This is a genomic window from Halomonas sp. NYA30, assembly GCF_976980765.1.
Map to the genome: position 1 here is coordinate 65,947 of NZ_OZ334477.1, position 16,875 is coordinate 82,821.

Consider the following 16,875-nt stretch of genomic DNA (forward strand, 5'->3'; position numbering starts at 1 on the left):
TAGGCTAAGCCTATTTGCTAACGATTCGTGTGAAGAGGGGGCAAGATGGCCAGTGGTCTCGTTGTGTGGGTATTCGCTAGCCTGATCGGGCTTGTCACTTTTTCCGCACAGGCTGCCGAATGCCCTGATTGGCCTGAAGAGCGCTTAACTCGCGAGAGCCAGGCACTGGCCGAGCAGGTTCAGCGCTGGGATACCGCCTACCACGACGAAGGTATTGCGCTGATTGACGATGCCCTCTATGACCAAGCGGTAGAGCGCCTCGCTACGTGGCAGCGTTGCTTGGGCAATGTACCTGACCATCGTCCGCTTTCGCGCGTTACCCGAAGCAGCGGCACTCTCGATCATCCGGCGGCGCAGCGTGGGCTTACTAAAGCCGATGACGATGGCGTCAGGCGCTTTACCAGCCGCCGCGAAGACCTATGGATTCAACCTAAAGTAGACGGTGTGGCGATTACGCTGCGCTATGCTGATGGCGAATTGATCGAAGCCGTTAGCCGTGGCGATGGCGAGCGGGGCCAAGACTGGACGAACCGGGTGCGCCAGTTACCCGCTGTTCCCACTACGCTTCCTGAGCCTATTTCTGCGGTGCTACAAGGCGAACTGTACTGGCGGCTAACCCAACACGTGCAGTCACAATCACCTGCGTCGGGTGCGCGGGGCGCCGTGGCGGGGGCAATGGCGCAGTCCTCTCCTACGGCGGCCACCCTTGAACGTATTGGTCTGTTTGTTTGGGATTGGCCCGACGGGCCTACTGGTATGGGCGAGCGTTTAGCGCGTCTTACCGCGCTGGGCTTTGATACTGCCAGCTATACCCAGCCGCTAGATGACCAACGTGATGCCACCTACTGGCGTGATAGCTGGTTCAATGGCCCGTTGCCGTTTGCCACCGATGGCGTGGTAATCAAGCAAGCAGAGCGTCCTGGCGTACGGCGCTGGACGTCATCACCCCCTGAGTGGGCTGTCGCCTGGAAATACCCCGCTCAACAGGCGCTAGCGGAAGTACGCGGCATTGAATTTCGCGTAGGGCGTACCGGACGCGTGACGCCACTGGTGTGGCTTAACCCGGTACAACTGGAGGGGCGGCGCATCAGCCGTGTTTCGCTGGGTTCACTGGAACGCTGGGAGTCACTGGATATTCGCCCCGGCGACCAAGTGGCGATCTTCTTGGGCGGGTTAACGATTCCCCAGTTAAGCGAGGTGGTGTGGCATACCCAGGAGCGCTCGCCGTTGACTCCGCCTTCACCCCAGCGCTTTAACCTGCTGAGCTGCTTTGAATTAACCCCCGGTTGCGAGGGACAACTGCTGGCGCGGCTCACCTACCTTGGCGAGCAGCTTGGCATGCAGGGTATTGGTGAAGGTACCTGGCAAGCGCTCATGGACGCGGGCGTAGTCACCCATTTACTGGACTGGCTGGACGTTGAACCACGTCAGCTACAGCTGGCGTATGGTATTGGTGAGTTCACAGCCGCCGCGCTCACTGAGCAGTTTCAGGTTGCCCGAAGCAAGCCGTTTGCGGCATGGCTGAGTGCGCTGGGGGCGCCGCCGGGGAGCGAGTCAGTTCGTGGGGATTGGGATGATTTAGCAGGCTACCAGCGCGAAGAGTGGCAAGCCGTTCCAGGCGTCGGCCCGGTTCGTGCTGAGGCGCTGGTAGCATTTTTCAGCCACCCCAGCGTGCAGCGCATGGCTCTGCAGTTGCAGCAGGCGGGGGTTGCAGGGTTCTAGGTTAACTCACTCACTACCCCAGGCCGGTGAGACGCAGCATCAAGCCGAGATAAAGCGGAATCAGCAGCGGTGCGAGCAGTGTGGTGACCAGCACGGCTAACGCGCCTTTTTGTGGCTGAATGCCCAGCTCCATCGCCACTACCACGACGTTAGCGGCCATGGGCACCACACCCAATAGCAACAGCGCCAGGGCCAGCTCTGTGGAAAGAGGCGCCATCCACTGCAAGGTTAAAACGGCCAGTAGCATGGCCAGCGGCCACATTAGGTAGCGCAGGCCCACGCAAGTGGCCACAAAGCGCGAATCCCAGGCGGAAAGCGTTACCTGACTGAGTGTCATACCAATAATCATCATGCCTAGTAGGGTATAGGTGGCGGGGAACACTGCCAGCGAACTCATTACCCCAGCGGGTAGCGTTATCTTAAAGGCGCTAAGCAGTAACGCTAATAAGAATGCGTAGATAAGCGGTAAGCGAGAAATCTTGATCAAACTTTCGCGTACCGAGAAGCGCCCACGAGCGCTGAGATAGAAGCCCACGGTGAATTCATAAATATTGATCCCCAGCATGCAGAACAGGTAAAGAGTAACGCCTTCAGGGGGGAGTAGAATCAGCGCGATTGGCAACCCGAAATAGCCGGTATTACCCGTCCCTGAAGAGAACGCCAGCAGGGCGGCTTCCTGTTCACTAAAGCGGTGGCGCGTAACGCGTTGCACCACCAGCGCCATTAGGCTCGCCAAAATGAACAGCGCTAATGTCAGCAGCAAGTAGTCAGGTGTCGGGCCACCGTTCATCAATGCACGGAAAATGGTAAAGGGGGCAATCAGGTAAACCAATAGCGTGGCAATCGGGCGAGGATCTAGTTTAAGCCGTTGGGCGGCGAGCCAGCCTAACGCCACATAGCTCAGTAACATTAGTAGTGGCCCAACCAGAGCCGCAGGTGCAAGATCCATTTACCCTCCCGTAAAATGTGTGGTGACTGACGAACATGAGCCGAATTAAAGGCCGAGCGTGAAATCTTTCATTAGCCCCAGCGCAATGGAACAGCGAGAATACCCCAAAATATCATCACTATTGATCTAAAAAGGAAATCCCATGAGCAGCCACGAGCATCCGTTAGGTATCAGCTTTGAGTTCTTCCCGCCCAATACTGATGCTGGGCGCGATAAGCTGATCCACGTTCGTGATGAGCTGGCCGCCCGCAAACCGCGTTTTTTCTCGGTGACCTATGGTGCCGGTGGGTCGACGCAGGCGCGTACCCGCGAGGTAGTGCGTGCGGTCGGCGAGAGTGGCATCACCACCGCGCCGCACCTTTCTTGTATTGGTAGTGAGAAAGCTCAGCTGCGCGACCTGCTGGCGCAGTACCGTGAAGAGGGCGTGGATAGCCTGGTAGCGCTGCGTGGTGACATGCCCTCCGGTATGGGGAGCATTGGTGAACTACGTTATGCCAACGAACTCGTTGAGTTTATTCGCGCGGAAACCGGTGATCATTTCGATATCGCCGTAGCCGCTTATCCTGAATCTCATCCACAGGCCCCCAACCTAGATAAGGATGTGGAAAACTTTGCGCGTAAAATGAAGGCGGGGGCCAATATGGCCATCACCCAGTACTTCTTCACCGCTGACGCCTATTTCAACTTCGTCGATAAAGCTCGCGCGCTGGGCGTTGAGCAGCCGATTATCCCCGGCATTATGCCGATTACCAACTACACCAAGCTGGCGCGTTTCTCTGACGCCTGTGGTGCCGAGATCCCGCGCTGGATTCGCAAGCAGTTGGAATCCTACGGTGATGACAGCGAAGCGATTGCCGCTTTTGGCACCGATGTGGTGAGCCGTCTTTGCCAACGGTTGCTGGATGGTGGTGCGCCAGGCCTGCACTTCTACACGCTTAACCAAGCCGCTCCGGTACTGAAGATCGTCGACAACCTGAGTGATTAAGCCATTTATTGACTTACTTTAGGCTCACTAAAAACCCCGCCCAACGAATGTTGAGCGGGGTTTTTTACGCTTACTGTTTTGCGGTTTGTATCAATTAACCAGCTTGCGCCGTTTTGTTACCACCGCCGTGAAGCTTACGCTGCATCATAAATAGCACGATACCAATCGCAAGGCCTGCAATGTCGGTATAGATACCGCCATAGATCAAGAACAGCGCGCCTACGAGCATGACGATACGTTGCACTGTATTAACGGGGCCAAAGAACCATTTCTGCACCATACCCGAGAGCAGCACAATACCCAGTGTCGCCGTTAAGCCAACGCGTAGGATCTGCATCGGCGAGCCTTCCATCAGCATGGCCGGGCTGTAGAAGAACATAAACGGAACAATGAACGCGGCCAAGCCAATCTTGAACGAGGCCACCGACGTGCCCATGGGATTGTCGCCAGAGATACCAGCCGCTGCATAGGAGGCCAAGGCAACGGGCGGAGTGATCGCCGACACGACTGCAAAATAGAACACGAAGAAGTGCGCGATCAGTGGCTCAATACCGATATTGATTAGGCCAGGCGCAACAACTGACGCGGCCACCGCATAGGCAGCGGTGGTCGGCATGCCCATCCCCAGCAAAATGCTGATCAACATGGCGAATACTAGCGCCAGTAACTGGCTGACACCGGCTAGGCCAAGCAGCAGCGATGAGAAGCGTGCACCGACACCCGTTAGCGAAATCACCCCGACGATTAAACCCGCACAGGCGCACACGGCGATAATCTGAATCGACATAGTGCCCGCAATCTGCAGGGCTTTAAGAATCGCACGAAGGCCCATTTTGTTGGGCGAAATCCAGCTTACGACGGCGGCTGAAGCGGTTGCCAGGGTACCGGCGCGGATAACCGAGTAACCCATAAACAGCGCGACAATCAGGATAATAATGGGCGCAAACAGATAGACCTGTTTCACCAGCTTCGAGAACAATGGGATCTCATCTTTGCGCATGCCACGCATGCCTTTACGAGCGGCCTCAAAGTCGACCATAAAGTAAATAGAAGCAAAGTAGAGAATGGCTGGAATGATTGCCGCAATGGCAATTTCGGTATACGGAATACCGGTCACTTCAGCCATGATGAACGCGCCAGCGCCCATGATGGGCGGCATGATCTGTCCACCGGTTGAAGCGGCGGCTTCGATGGCACCCGCGCTACGCGCGGGATAACCGACTTTCTTCATCAAAGGAATGGTCAGGGAACCAGTAGAAACCACGTTACCCGCCGATGTGCCGTTGATCATGCCCATCAGGCCAGAGGCGAAAATAGCCACTTTAGCGGGGCCACCGCGAGCACGACCCGCTGCGGCAAAGGCAAAGTTAACGAAGTAGTCGCCTACTTTAGAGGCCTGCAAGAAAGCCGCAAAAATAATGAACAGAATGATATAGGTCGACGATACCGCTGTGGTGGGTCCGAGGATACCGGCATCGGTGTATACCTGGCTGAAGAAGCGCTGCAGTGACAGACCCGGATAACCCAAAAAGCCCGGCAAATAAGGACCGGCGAAAACATAGGTCAAAAAGACCGCAGAAATCACGACTAACGCTAAACCAGCTACTCGGCGAGTAAGTTCTAGAATCAGCAGAGAACCTGCGATGGCTGCCCAGGAAATGCCCGCTGGTGCAAAGGAGGTACCCGTCGACATACGGATATTGGTGTTATAAGCCACCAGCAAATAGCCTGCGCTCGCCATCGCGCAAACCATCAGCACCAAATCGGCAGGGTTGAAACGGTGCCGAGCCTGGCGATAAAACCATGACAGCACAATCGCACCCGCCGTGGTCGCCATGAGCGGATAGCCGTAGTGCCAGTTTTCAACACTTGGGTCGATGCGCATGGCACTGCCGCTGAGCGTTTGATACATCACGAAAACTTGCGCCAAGGTATAGGCAGCGGGAATCAGTAGCGCATAGCTAACCCACTTAATCCAGGCGCCTGACGCCTGATGATCGTCCTCGGCAAAGCGGGCACCGGCAAATAGCCCGTAACCCAGAATAAGTGCACCGGCAATGTGTACGATACGAAACGACCAGGTTTCCATCGGATACACGTTGAGTGAAATCAGATGGAAACTTGAGTAAGCGATCGCTAATGCCGCAAACAGTAGAAATTGCCAGCCCGTAAACAGGCGACGATTAGGTTCAACAACATCATCATCGACACCATCGGCAATAGACTCTGGTACCGCTGACGCCGCGTGAACATCATCGTTAAGACCATTGGGGTCTTGGTCGGTTTTGTGACTCATTAGAGTTCACCCTCACAGCAAAAGCAGACAAAGGGGGGTAGCAGCGAAAGCTGCCCCGCCCGGCGAAACCGGAAACGGGGCAGTTAGAACGGTTTAAGGTTGCTTAGTTGATCATGTCATCAGCAATTTCATAGCCGTTCTCTTCATACCAGCGAGCAGCACCGGGGTGGAACGGCAGCACGGTGTTGTGCTTGATGTTTTCTGGAATGGTGGTTTCAGCACTGCGGTGCACAGAGCGCATGCGGTCGTTGTTTTCCATGGTGGCCTTGGTGACTTCATAAACGAAGTCTTCCGGCAGATCACAGCCAGCGATAGCGAAGTTCCACATGGAGACAGCGCGAGCATCTTCTTCAAGCGTTGTATAAGTGTTCGCCGGGATCATGAATTCAGCGACTGGGTAGTTTTCAAGTACCGTGGCCAACTCTTCTTCATTAAATTCGATGATGTTGACGTCAGTTTGTACTTCCAACTGGCTGACTGCCGGGATCGGAATGCCCGCAGCGAAGGCAACAACGTCAAGCAGGCCATCCTGCAACTGACCGCCCAGGTCTGACCAGCCGCCGTTACGACGTTCAAAGTCAACGCCCAAGGTTTCTAAAATGGCCGGGAAGTAAGTGTCAGACGTTGAGGCAGCCGGGCCGAAACCGATGCGTGCGCCATCAGGAATGTCGGAGATCGTCTCAATGCCGCTGTCAGCAAGCGCGGTAATGGAGAACGGCGTTTCGTACATGGGGAACATGGCGCATACATTGTCCATCTTCATACCAGGCGCCAGCGGGCTTTCGCCTTTAACGGCATCAGAAGCGGGACCCATGGTGGTTAAGCCAAATGCCATGTCGCCCGTGTGCACGAGTGCCAAGTTTTGAGTTGGGCCACCGGTGACTTCACCGCCACCCGATACACCCAGCTCATCAGCAATAAAGTTTGCCCAGCCTGAACCATAAACGAAGTAAGTGCCGCCTTGGCTTGCGGTACCTACAGTGAAGTTGTCAGGCCAACCGGAACGGTCTGCTTGAGCTTGAGCACTGCTGGCAGCCGCCACAAGCAGGGCGCTGCTGGCGAGAAGAGTGAACGTTTTAGGCATTTGATTGCGCATGGCGAAAGTTCCTAGCTGTTATTGGGGTTATAGTCTGATGATTCCGAGTAATAGCGCTCTTCGAACGGCATTAATCAGGCTATGCAGCAGTTATAACAGCGATAGTTGTGCCAGCTTACCTTTATGATTTTAAAATCAAACGCTTATAATTTTTTTATTCAACTTTGGTGGAAAGGGGATTTCGCTATTGTGTCCGGTTGTTCGCACGGCAGCGGCTTTTTAGTGTGCGGATAACCGCACACTTGCTGCACTCTTCTGATACGAACAATGCGAGGAGGGAATTAGCGAGAAGACTTGCCTGGATCCATAATGCGTACGGGTTGCACATCCTGCTGTTTCTGATCATCGCGGACCTGGTTGACCCGGGTGGTCATCTCGGTAAGCGCATCTTCTTCGATAGGCAGTTGCTCAAAAAAATCACAGCTGACGCACTCGCGATAGCGGATGCCGTTTTGTTCCCAGGCGCGGATACGATCCATTGCCGCACAGCGCGGGCAGGTAACACCGGCGATAAAGCGTTTAACAGTCGACATTCAAAGCTCCAAACGCGTGGCACCCAAGGTGCCACGCATGGGAAATGGTTTAAAAAAGCTTAAGCAGCGCGAATGCCGCAGTGGCGCAGCAGCGGTTCGACGCTGGGTTCACGGCCACGAAAGGCGACAAACAGATCCGCCGCGTCTCGGGCGCCGCCCTGTTCGAGGATCTCGCTACGAAAGCGCTGTCCTGTTTCAGGGTCGAAGATACCGGCCTCTTCAAAGGCGCTCCAGGCATCCGCCGAGAGTACTTCCGCCCACTTATAGCTGTAGTAACCGGCAGCGTAGCCCCCGGCGAATACGTGGCCAAAGCTATTCTGAAAGCGGTTGTACGATACTTTCGGCAATACTGATACGGCATCGCGCACTTCATCTAACAAGTTTTGTACGTCGCTGGCGCTGGGAGCGCTTAACTCGTGGTGCAGCCGCAAATCAAACAGCGAGAACTCGATTTGACGCATCATGCCCATAGCGGATTGGAAATTCTTAGCCGCTTGCAGGCGCTCAAGCAGCTCTGCAGGTAACGCTTCTCCGCTATCCACGTGCTTGGCGAGCAAGTCTAGCCCTTCGCGCTCCCAGCAGTAGTTTTCCATAAACTGGCTGGGCAGTTCGACAGCATCCCAGGCAACGCCATTTATGCCGGAAATATCGGCAATATCCTGTTTGGTCAGCATATGGTGAAGACCGTGACCAAACTCATGGAACAGCGTGGTGACTTCATCGTGGGTGAGCAGCGCAGGGCGACCGCCTACCGGGACCGTGAAGTTGCAGGTTAAAAAGGCGACAGGCAATTGCAGGCCCTGCTCTGTTTGACGCCGCACGCGGCAATCAGCCATCCAAGCGCCGCCCCGCTTCCCTTCACGGGCGTAGAGATCCAGATAAAAACCGGCAATCGGCTGGCCGTTTTCGGTGATGCGGAAATAGCGTACGTCAGGGTGGTAACGGGGCGCTTCAGTATCTTCTTCAAAGCGTACGCCATAAAGACGCTCGACCACCTGAAACAAGCCATCGACCACCCGTGGCGCGGGAAAGTAAGGGCGTAATTGCTCTTGAGATATCGCATGGCGCGCTTCGCGCAATTTTTCACTGGCATAGGCAACATCCCACGGTTCTAACGTCTCCAGGCCAAGTTCATCACGGGCATAAGTGCTTAGCTCGGCAAACTCTTCCTGCGCCTGGGGAAGCGCCCGGCGGGCTAAATCGTTGAGAAAGTCGAGCACTTGTTGGGGGGACTCTGCCATTTTGGTGGTCAGTGAATAATCAGCGTAGGTATCAAAGCCGAGTAGTTGGGCAATTTCGCTACGTAGCGCCAGTATCTCTTCCATGATCGCGGCATTATCAAACTTACCCGCGTCAGGGCCCTGGTCTGAGGCGCGGGTAACGAAGGCGGTATACACTTCGCGGCGCAGCTCGCGGTTGTTAGCGTAGCTCACCACCGGGAAAAAGCTGGGGAAATCTAGGGTAATACGGTAGCCCGCCACGCCTTTAGCCTCAGCGGTGGCTTTTAATGTTTCAAGAGCACTTTCGGGTACGCCTGCTAAGGCTTCTTGGCTATCGATATCTTTATGCCATGCTTGAGTGGCATCCAGCACGTTATTCGAGAACTGGTTTGACAGCATGGAGAGCCGCGACTGAATCTCGCCGTAGCGGGCTTTTTTGTCTGCGGGAAGGTCAACACCGGCCAGACGAAAATCGCGCAGCGCATTCTCAACAGTACGCCGCTGTGCGGCATCCAGGGTTTCCCAGGCCGGGCCCTCTTTTAGCGCTTGCCAGCCATGAAACAGCCCTTCGTGTTGGCCAACCCAGGTGCCAAAAGCGGAGAGTTTTTCAAGGCATGCCTGATATGCTTCGCGCAATTCTGGAGAGTTCATGGTGCCGTTAAGGTGCGAGACCGGTGACCATGCTTTAGTCAGCCGGTCATTGACGGCTTCGAGTGGCACCGCAAAATTCTCCCAGCTTGGCGGGGCGGCGGCTGCCTGTTCGGCGAGGCGGTCAATGGCTTCGCGGCTCTCGCTAAGCAGCGTTTCCACAGCGGGCTCCACATGCTCGGCGCGAATTTCAGCAAAGGGGGGTAGCTCGTGCGTTTCAAGCAGCGGATTGGTGGACATAGGCACCTCGAGTGGCATCGTTTTTAAAACCGTATAGGAAGCGCAAAACGCGCAATAATAATGACACAGTGCGGGCGGCGGGGCTGCGTTTCAATGTTCGCTTCAATAACTATAACAACGATGTTTAATATCCGGGTTTACGCTTAGGGTTTGGCCTGCACGCAAGCGCCTGCTAGTCTTGCCGCCTTTTATTGCCACCAATGGCAGGAGCATGTGATGAGCGAGACGCTGGAGCGCTGGGGGTCGAAGCGGGCCTTTATCTTGGCGGTAACAGGTGCTGCGGTGGGGTTAGGCAACATCTGGCGCTTTCCTTATGTGGCGGGAGAGAACGGCGGCGCGGCCTTTTTGCTGATTTACGTGGCGTTCGTGCTGCTGCTGGGTATTCCCGTAATGATGGCCGAGATTCTGATTGGCCGTGCCGGTCGGCGTGGGCCGATGCAGGCGTTGGGGGCTTTGGCGGCCGAGGCGGGGGCTTCCCCTCACTGGCGTTGGCTGGGGTTGTTCGGGGCGTTCACCGTGTTCTGTATCTTGTCGTTCTATTCGGTGGTCTCCGGCTGGTCGATTGAGTTTTTGGTGGCCTCCGTTAACGGCAATTTTAATGGCGCGAGTGCCGCTGAGATCGGTGCCAGCTTTGAATCTTTTTTAGCCAATCCGGGGCTGCTGATTTTTAATCATTCGTTGTTTCTGTTTATGACCATGACCGTGGTAGCGGCGGGCGTTGCCAAGGGGCTGGAGCGGTTGAACAACCTGCTGATGCCGCTGTTGTATCTGTTGTTACTGCTGCTGGCGGGCTATGCCGCGACGACCGATGGTTTTGGTACGGCGCTGGCGTGGCTGTTCTTACCCTCTTTCGAGGCGCTGACACCATCGGTAATGGTGCATGCCATGGGCCATGCCTTCTTCACGTTGGCGGTGGGGGCCTGTGCATTAATGGCTTATGGCGCTTACATGCCGGAAGAGCAAAGCCTGCCCAAGGCGGCGGTTGCGGTCGCAGTGCTCGATATCAGCGTGGCATTGCTGGCGGGGATCGCTATTTTCTCAGTGGTATTCGCGCAAGGCATGGATCCTGCCGACGGTCCGGGCTTGATGTTTGTGACGTTGCCTATCGCCTTTTCTGAGTTGCCGTGGGGCTCGGCATGGCTAAGCGTGTTCTTTTTACTGCTGCTGTTGGCCACCTGGACATCGGCGATAAATCTTGCGGAGCCGATGGTCGCCACGCTGCAAGGATTGGGGCTGCGTCGCAGTATCTCGACGGCGATCGTAGCGCTCAGTGTCTGGTTGATCGGGCTATTATCAGCCTTCTCCTTCTCCTCCCTGGCTGAGTTTCGGCCGCTGTTCGGGCGCAACGTCTTTGAGCTTGTTAGCAGTATACCGCCGGATGTCTTCCTACCCTTGGGCGGCTTGTTGATCGCGGTTTTTGCGGCTTGGGTTATGCCTCGTGAAAGAGTGGTAAGTGCGTTAGGCGTTGGTGAACGCGGCTACTTAGTGTGGCGTAATATCATTCGCTGGGTGTCGATTCCGCTTACCTTTATTGTTCTGCTGGCTGGGTTGCTATAGTGGAGGAATTAAATTCTCTAAGCTGTCCAGCAGCATTCCAGGAGCGAGTGATGAGCAGTGCATTAAGACGTTATCAAGGTATGGCGCCCCAATTAGGTGAGCGCGTTTATATTGATCCGGCCAGTGTGGTCATCGGTGATGTAGTGCTAGGTGACGACTGCTCTGTGTGGCCAATGACGGTAATTCGCGGCGATATGCACCGTATTCGTATCGGCGCGCGAACGAGCGTGCAGGATGGCAGCGTGCTGCATATTACCCACGCCAGTGACTTCAGCCCCGACGGCTTTCCGCTCACCATTGGGGACGACGTGACGATTGGCCATAAAGCGATTCTGCATGGCTGCACGTTGGGCAACCGGATACTGGTAGGGATGGGCGCGATTGTGATGGATGGCGCGGTCGTCGAAGACGAGGTCATTATCGCCGCGGGTGCTGTCGTCACGCCGGGTAAACATTTGGAAAGTGGTTATGTGTATGCGGGTAATCCGGCTAAAGCGATGCGGCCGCTAAAAGATAAAGAGCGCGCTTTCTTCCCCTATACCGCCGGCAACTACGTTAAATTAAAAGACCGCTTCTTGGCAGAAGCGTCTCTTTAGTTAATGTTGTTAGAAACAGCCTAAGCAGTTGCTCCGCCAACCTTTTTTCTAAATAATTCATGTCGCGGCTGTAAGAAATCTGTTAATTTATACAGTTTTCTTTTTTGCAGACTCTGGGATGCCGCGTCATGGCTAATTTTCGCACGCATATTACGGTAGCAGCGGCGGGCGGCATGCTAGTAGCTTACGCAGGCTGGAAAGGCCAATGGTGGCCGCCTTCCCAGGCGGTGGTGATGATTGCGTTGGTCACGTTTGGTGGCATTCTGCCCGATATTGATGCCGACCGCTCTCACTCTATCCGTTTGATATTCAACCTACTTTCAGTGCCCGCTTTGGTGCTGGGGGCACTGTTGCTCCAGCCCTGGCTAACGCCTGGTGCGCTGTTAGTTGCCTGTGGTGGGATCTACTTTTGTGTTCGCTATTTGGCGGGCGTACTATTTTCGCGACTAACCGTTCACCGTGGTATTTGGCACTCTCTGCTGGCGGGTGGGCTATGTAGCCTACTGGCCGCCACGTTTAGTTTTAACTTACTTGGCCAGCCAGCGTGGTTGGCCTGGTCCCACGGGGCTGCCACGTTGGTCGGTTTTTTGATTCATCTGAGTTTGGATGAAATATATAGCGTTGACCTGGAGGGTGCCCGGCTAAAACGCTCATTTGGAACAGCGCTGAAGTTAGGCGATAGCCGTCGGCCGATGTCCAATCTGTTGATGCTGATTGCGACGTTTACGCTTATTCCCTGGGTACCGCCCTGGTCGGTATTGGGGGAGTTACTCCATCAAGGCTCGCTGCTGTGGCGATAGTCGTCGGCGTTGAGTCCGTGCTTTTTAAGTTTGTCGTAAAAGGTTTTGCGCGGAATCCCTAAGTGGCGACAGACATCGGTTACCCGGCCGTGGTAGCGCGCCAATGATTGGCTGATCAGGCTCTTTTCAAACAGCTCTACCTGGCGCGGCAGAGTGAGCTCTTCGGTATCGGCGTTGACCCCTTCCAGCAGCGCGTCCAGGCGGTAATCAAAAGCAGCACCCAGCAGCACATAACGCTCAGCAAGGTTACGCAGCTCGCGTACATTGCCGGGCCAGTCGTGGGCCAGCAGGGCGGCAATAGCAGGGCTGTCGAGGGTAGGTGCTTCCAACCCGCTGCGGTTGGCAGCCACCACGGCAAAGTGTTGAAACAGTAAAGGAATATCTTCGCGCCGCTCACGCAGCGCGGGCAGCGGCAGGGTAACCACATTCAGCCGGTAGTAAAGATCTTCGCGAAAATTTCCCTCTTCGGAGGCGGTTTTGAGATCGACCTTGGTGGCCGCAATCACGCGGATATTGAGCGGCACGGTTTCATTGGCGCCTAACCGCTCGACGCTGCGCTCTTGAAGTACCCGCAGCAGTTTGACCTGCAGCGCCATGGGCATCGATTCAATTTCATCTAAAAATACCGTGCCGCCATTAGCGTGTTCAAACTTGCCGATGCGCCGTTCTACGGCGCCAGTAAAGGCGCCTTTTTCATGACCAAACAGCTCGGACTCAATGGTATTTTCGGGCACGGCACCACAGTTAATCGCCATAAACGGGCTGTTACGCCGGGCGCTGCGCTCGTGAATGGCGCGGGCGACCAAGTCTTTGCCGGTGCCTGTCTCGCCAAACAGCAATACATCGGCTTCCACTTGGCTGATGCGCTGAATCATCGCGGCCAGCCGTGAAATGATCGGTGTGCGCCCTACTAACCGTGGTCCTAATGCGGCTTGTTGCACCTCTAGTTCCGCTTTTAGGCGATGGTTTTCCAAACTGAGCTGGCGCTTTTCAATACCACGACGTACCACATCCAGCAGTTGATCACCGGCAAAGGGTTTCTCAAGAAAATCCCAGGCGCCTGCGCGCATGGCTTCTACCGCGGTAGAAATATCGCCGTGGCCGGTGATTAAAATAATCGGCAGGGTGGCATCGCGGCTGTGTAGCTCATGCAGTAATGCCATGCCATCCATCCCCGGCATGCGGATATCGCTCACAATCACGCCGGGGAAGTCCGGCGTTAATGCCGCCAGCGCTTGTTCTGCAGATTCAAAGCAGTAGGGCGTATAGCCCGCAAGTTCGAGGGTTTGGCTGGCGGTGATCCGCAGATGCGGTTCGTCGTCGATCACCATGACCGGCAGCGTCGACGGCTCATGCATAGTGAGTGCGCTCCTGGGGGTGCGTAAATGTTGAGTGGGGCAGGGTAATGGTGAAACAGGCGCCCCCTTCGGGTTGGTTAGCAGCCTGCAGCTTGCCGCCTAGATCGTCCATGATACGTGACGAGATCGAAAGCCCCAGTCCCAAACCACTCCCTGGCGCCTTGGTGGTAAAAAAGGGTTCAAAAATATGCCCTAAATGCTCCTCGGGGATGCCAGGACCGTTATCGGTAACGCTGATAACGACCTGCTGCTGGTGGGTATGCGCCCCTAAGGTCAGTTGCGGGGCCGGTACGCCTTTCATAGCCTGCAGTGCATTGCCGATTAAGTTAACCAGCACCTGTTCCAGCCGCACTAGGTCGCCTTTTACCCACAGCGTTTCATCGGGCCAATCCTGAATAATGCTGATATTGCCTTCGCGCAGGCGGCTTTGAAACAGGCGCAAGGCGTAGTCGATACAGGCTTGTACCGATATCGTCTCCTGGCGTTCGCTGCTTTTGCGCGAAAACTGCCGCAGCTGGGCGCTGATATCCGCCATGCGTTCGGTCAGCTCGACAATTTGTTCCAGGTTGGCATCCGCCTTGTCGTGGCGGGCTAATGCGATAAAGCGACGGGCGTTTTCTGCGTAGGCGCGAATAGCCGCCAGCGGTTGATTGAGTTCATGGTTGATACCCGCGGCGAGTTGCCCTAAAACCGCCAGTTTGGCGGCTTGAATAAGCTCATCCTGGGTTTGACGCAAGTTGGCTTCAGCGCGGCGACGTTCTTCAATTTCATCGGAAAGGCGCTGATTACTGGCTACTAGGTCACGAGTGCGGCGTTCAACGCTGACTTCCAGTTCGTCACGCACGCGGGCCAAAGTGTTGCGTTCGCGTTGGGCAAATGCTTCCCGCTCACGACGCAGCCTTAGACGCTGCCAGCCAATGCCCACGCCAAGCGTTACCACGCCATAAAGGCCGCCTGCCATGAGGGCGGCAATCCATTGGGCGCTAATCACTGGTGTTAGCGGCTTTAAAATATGCATTTGCCAGCCAAACTCAGGAATATGCCGGGTCAGGCTAAGGTAGTCGCCGTTGCTTAGCGGGCCCTGGGAGAAACTGACCAGCTGACTGCCCTGGCGGTAAGGCGCATCGACTTCTATACCCGAAGGCGACAGCGGCTCCATGGCGTAGCGGCGAGTGTCGTGCAGTGTTTGGCGCTGTTCATCGCTGAGCGGGTAAAGGGCGTTCATGCGCAACTCTGGGTGGCTGGCCATGAAAATGATGTTGTCGCTATCGGTCACAAACAGCTCGGCATCCTGTTCCGCCCAGCTCTCTTCAACGTCATCCAGCAGGACTTTTACCACTAACACCCCGTCTGGCTGTGAATCTGGCGAGGTGTCGTCTAGCCACACAGGCGAAGAAAAGTAGTAGCCCCGCTCAAGAGATTTGATGCCCAAACCAAAAAAACGGCCCTGGCCGCCTGCAATGGCATCGGTGTAGTAGGAACGAAACGCATAGTTCTGGCCAATAAAGGTGTTGGGGCGGTGCCAGTTGCTGGCGGCGATCGTGTCACCATCGCGGTTGAGCAGATAGACGTCCGACACGCCCGCTGTGAAGCGGAAACGATCCAGTAGCATATTCAACGGCATTGGGTCTTGGCTGTCGGGAGAGGCCAGAAAGCGCTGCACGCCTTCCCGGGTAGCAAGCATTTGCGGCAGGTAGTCGTAGCGCAGCAAATAGCCGTTCAAGTTGGCGGCAGACAGCCGCAGCTCGTTTTCAGCATCATCCTGCAAGTTGGAAAGCGCTTGCTCACGCGCTAGGTGAGCAGCCTGCCAAACACATAACAGCAAGCCGAGCGAAATGACCAGTAGCCACAGGCGCCGCCAACGTAGCGGCAAAGGAGCCGGGGCTTGATTGGTCATGGCAGCGCTGTTCATGCCGGTGTCTTGCTACTGCCTTGGGCGCGGCGGAGGGCGCGCTGGGCGCGTGTCTCTGCCCGAGCCATTTCCAACAATCCTTCTTCGACAAACACTAGATGTTCGTGGGCGCGAGTGCGGGCATCTTCTGCGCGCCCTTCTAAAATGGCATTGAGTAGAGCGCGGTGCTGTTGCATTAATTGGCTGCGTGAACCTTCTTTGGCAAACAAGTGGGCGAGATTATTAACAATGCTTTTCTCCAGCAGGTGAAAAATGCCGCGAATGGTGTGTAGCAGCAAAACATTATGGGCAGCCTCGGCAATCGCAAGGTGGAACGCTGCATCCAGTTTCGCTTCTTGAATAGGGTCGGCACCGGCAAAACCGCCGTCGAGCTCTTCAAAGCGCTGAATAAGCACGGCTTTATCGGCAGGTGTTGAACGTAGTGCAGCGTAATAAGCAGAGATTCCTTCCATGGCATCTCGGAATTCGAGTAAATCCAGGTTGAACTCGTCGTGGCGGGAAAGCATTTCCAGCAATGGGTCGGTATAACCATTGCTGAGATCGTCGTTAACAAAAGTACCGCCGCCTTGGCGGCTGGTTAGTAAACCGCGAGCCGCTAGTTTTTGGATTGCTTCACGTAAAGAAGGACGCGAGACGCCGAAGCGTTCAGCCAATTCACGCTCAGGAGGCAGGCGTTGCCCTGGTTTTAGGCTGCCTTCCAACATCATGGCTTCTAGGCGCTCAGTAATTACATCGGCCAAGCGCTGCTGGCGGAGCGGTGGGTAGCTCATGTTGGTCGGCTCCTTTAATTGGTAAGACCAATATTAAGGGCTTTGAAGCCTTAGCTCAAGAGTCTGTAGGGTAGGGCGGTGCTGGGCCCCATGAATAGCGGCTTTAAACTAAAGTATAGCGCAGTGGAATGCTATAAAGCGGCATCATGGTTTGACACGCTTAAGACGCCTCACTAATGTTGGCGTTACTTTT

13 protein-coding genes are annotated in these 16,875 nt (G+C 55.5%); 5 read left to right on the forward strand and 8 right to left on the reverse strand.

The genetic code is table 11. The features are described from left to right. The first annotated feature begins 45 nt into the window (after positions 1-45). Positions 46-1,722: an NAD-dependent DNA ligase LigB gene (gene ligB / locus ACWI0H_RS00300; protein ID WP_485874529.1), complete on the forward strand. Its 1,677-nt coding sequence runs from the start codon at positions 46-48 to the stop codon at positions 1,720-1,722. A gap of 13 nt (positions 1,723-1,735) precedes the next feature. On the opposite strand, the gene ACWI0H_RS00305 is transcribed toward ligB, so the two are convergent. Beyond that, complete coding sequence (locus tag ACWI0H_RS00305) at positions 1,736-2,671, reverse strand: AEC family transporter (protein ID WP_485874530.1); 936 nt, start codon at positions 2,669-2,671, stop codon at positions 1,736-1,738. A 142-nt stretch (positions 2,672-2,813) separates the two neighbouring features. On the opposite strand from ACWI0H_RS00305, the gene metF reads away from it, so the two are divergent. After that, positions 2,814-3,656 (forward strand): methylenetetrahydrofolate reductase [NAD(P)H], encoded by an 843-nt coding sequence (metF, locus tag ACWI0H_RS00310; protein WP_485874531.1) that lies wholly within the window; start codon positions 2,814-2,816, stop codon positions 3,654-3,656. 94 nt (positions 3,657-3,750) lie between these two features. Here the strand turns inward: metF and ACWI0H_RS00315 are convergent, their stop codons facing one another. The 4 genes from ACWI0H_RS00315 to prlC all read right to left on the reverse strand — a co-directional run bounded on the left by ACWI0H_RS00315 (position 3,751) and on the right by prlC (position 9,689). Continuing rightward, positions 3,751-5,952, reverse strand: a complete 2,202-nt coding sequence (locus ACWI0H_RS00315; protein WP_485874532.1) for a TRAP transporter permease — start codon at positions 5,950-5,952, stop codon at positions 3,751-3,753. Between the two features lie 103 nt (positions 5,953-6,055). Next, complete coding sequence (locus ACWI0H_RS00320; RefSeq protein ID WP_485874533.1) at positions 6,056-7,048, reverse strand: TAXI family TRAP transporter solute-binding subunit; 993 nt, start codon at positions 7,046-7,048, stop codon at positions 6,056-6,058. Between the two features lie 281 nt (positions 7,049-7,329). Further along, on the reverse strand, positions 7,330-7,581 hold the full coding sequence (locus tag ACWI0H_RS00325) for a YheV family putative zinc ribbon protein (RefSeq protein WP_008959640.1): 252 nt from the start codon (positions 7,579-7,581) through the stop codon (positions 7,330-7,332). Between the two features lie 59 nt (positions 7,582-7,640). Next, entirely contained in the window at positions 7,641-9,689 is a 2,049-nt protein-coding gene (gene prlC / locus ACWI0H_RS00330; RefSeq protein ID WP_485874534.1) for an oligopeptidase A, read from the reverse strand. A gap of 216 nt (positions 9,690-9,905) precedes the next feature. Here prlC and ACWI0H_RS00335 point away from each other — a divergent pair, with 216 nt between their 5' ends. The 3 genes from ACWI0H_RS00335 (at position 9,906) to ACWI0H_RS00345 (ending at position 12,642) form a co-directional block, all read left to right on the forward strand. Continuing rightward, positions 9,906-11,246 carry a sodium-dependent transporter gene (locus ACWI0H_RS00335; protein WP_485874535.1) on the forward strand — a complete coding sequence of 447 codons (1,341 nt, stop codon included), beginning with the start codon at positions 9,906-9,908 and terminating at the stop codon, positions 11,244-11,246. A 50-nt stretch (positions 11,247-11,296) separates the two neighbouring features. Next, complete coding sequence (locus ACWI0H_RS00340) at positions 11,297-11,842, forward strand: gamma carbonic anhydrase family protein (protein ID WP_485874536.1); 546 nt, start codon at positions 11,297-11,299, stop codon at positions 11,840-11,842. A 128-nt stretch (positions 11,843-11,970) separates the two neighbouring features. Further along, positions 11,971-12,642 carry a metal-dependent hydrolase gene (locus ACWI0H_RS00345; protein ID WP_335598143.1) on the forward strand — a complete coding sequence of 224 codons (672 nt, stop codon included), beginning with the start codon at positions 11,971-11,973 and terminating at the stop codon, positions 12,640-12,642. Here ACWI0H_RS00345 and ACWI0H_RS00350 read toward each other — a convergent pair. From ACWI0H_RS00350 to ACWI0H_RS00360, 3 genes are read right to left on the reverse strand one after another with little or no spacing between them, the layout of a single operon-like run. Then, positions 12,618-14,000, reverse strand: a complete 1,383-nt coding sequence (locus tag ACWI0H_RS00350; RefSeq protein ID WP_176304899.1) for a sigma-54-dependent transcriptional regulator — start codon at positions 13,998-14,000, stop codon at positions 12,618-12,620. The genes ACWI0H_RS00345 and ACWI0H_RS00350 overlap by 25 nt on opposite strands. After that, entirely contained in the window at positions 13,993-15,912 is a 1,920-nt protein-coding gene (locus ACWI0H_RS00355; protein WP_336275149.1) for a sensor histidine kinase, read from the reverse strand. Before ACWI0H_RS00355 ends, ACWI0H_RS00350 begins: the two co-directional genes overlap by 8 nt. After that, positions 15,909-16,682: a GntR family transcriptional regulator gene (locus ACWI0H_RS00360; RefSeq protein ID WP_336275148.1), complete on the reverse strand. Its 774-nt coding sequence runs from the start codon at positions 16,680-16,682 to the stop codon at positions 15,909-15,911. The genes ACWI0H_RS00355 and ACWI0H_RS00360 overlap by 4 nt, the downstream gene beginning before the upstream one ends. Between the last annotated feature and the right edge of the window lie 193 nt (positions 16,683-16,875).

Bases quoted from the DNA above. Each gene is read 5' to 3' on its own strand.
- ligB (WP_485874529.1), top strand. From the start codon at position 46: ATGGCCAGTGGTCTCGTTGTGTGGGTATTCGCTAGCCTGATCGGGCTT.
- ACWI0H_RS00305 (WP_485874530.1), bottom strand. From the start codon at position 2,671: ATGGATCTTGCACCTGCGGCTCTGGTTGGGCCACTACTAATGTTACTG.
- metF (WP_485874531.1), top strand. From the start codon at position 2,814: ATGAGCAGCCACGAGCATCCGTTAGGTATCAGCTTTGAGTTCTTCCCG.
- ACWI0H_RS00315 (WP_485874532.1), bottom strand. From the start codon at position 5,952: ATGAGTCACAAAACCGACCAAGACCCCAATGGTCTTAACGATGATGTT.
- ACWI0H_RS00320 (WP_485874533.1), bottom strand. From the start codon at position 7,048: ATGCGCAATCAAATGCCTAAAACGTTCACTCTTCTCGCCAGCAGCGCC.
- ACWI0H_RS00325 (WP_008959640.1), bottom strand. From the start codon at position 7,581: ATGTCGACTGTTAAACGCTTTATCGCCGGTGTTACCTGCCCGCGCTGT.
- prlC (WP_485874534.1), bottom strand. From the start codon at position 9,689: ATGTCCACCAATCCGCTGCTTGAAACGCACGAGCTACCCCCCTTTGCT.
- ACWI0H_RS00335 (WP_485874535.1), top strand. From the start codon at position 9,906: ATGAGCGAGACGCTGGAGCGCTGGGGGTCGAAGCGGGCCTTTATCTTG.
- ACWI0H_RS00340 (WP_485874536.1), top strand. From the start codon at position 11,297: ATGAGCAGTGCATTAAGACGTTATCAAGGTATGGCGCCCCAATTAGGT.
- ACWI0H_RS00345 (WP_335598143.1), top strand. From the start codon at position 11,971: ATGGCTAATTTTCGCACGCATATTACGGTAGCAGCGGCGGGCGGCATG.
- ACWI0H_RS00350 (WP_176304899.1), bottom strand. From the start codon at position 14,000: ATGCATGAGCCGTCGACGCTGCCGGTCATGGTGATCGACGACGAACCG.
- ACWI0H_RS00355 (WP_336275149.1), bottom strand. From the start codon at position 15,912: ATGAACAGCGCTGCCATGACCAATCAAGCCCCGGCTCCTTTGCCGCTA.
- ACWI0H_RS00360 (WP_336275148.1), bottom strand. From the start codon at position 16,682: ATGAGCTACCCACCGCTCCGCCAGCAGCGCTTGGCCGATGTAATTACT.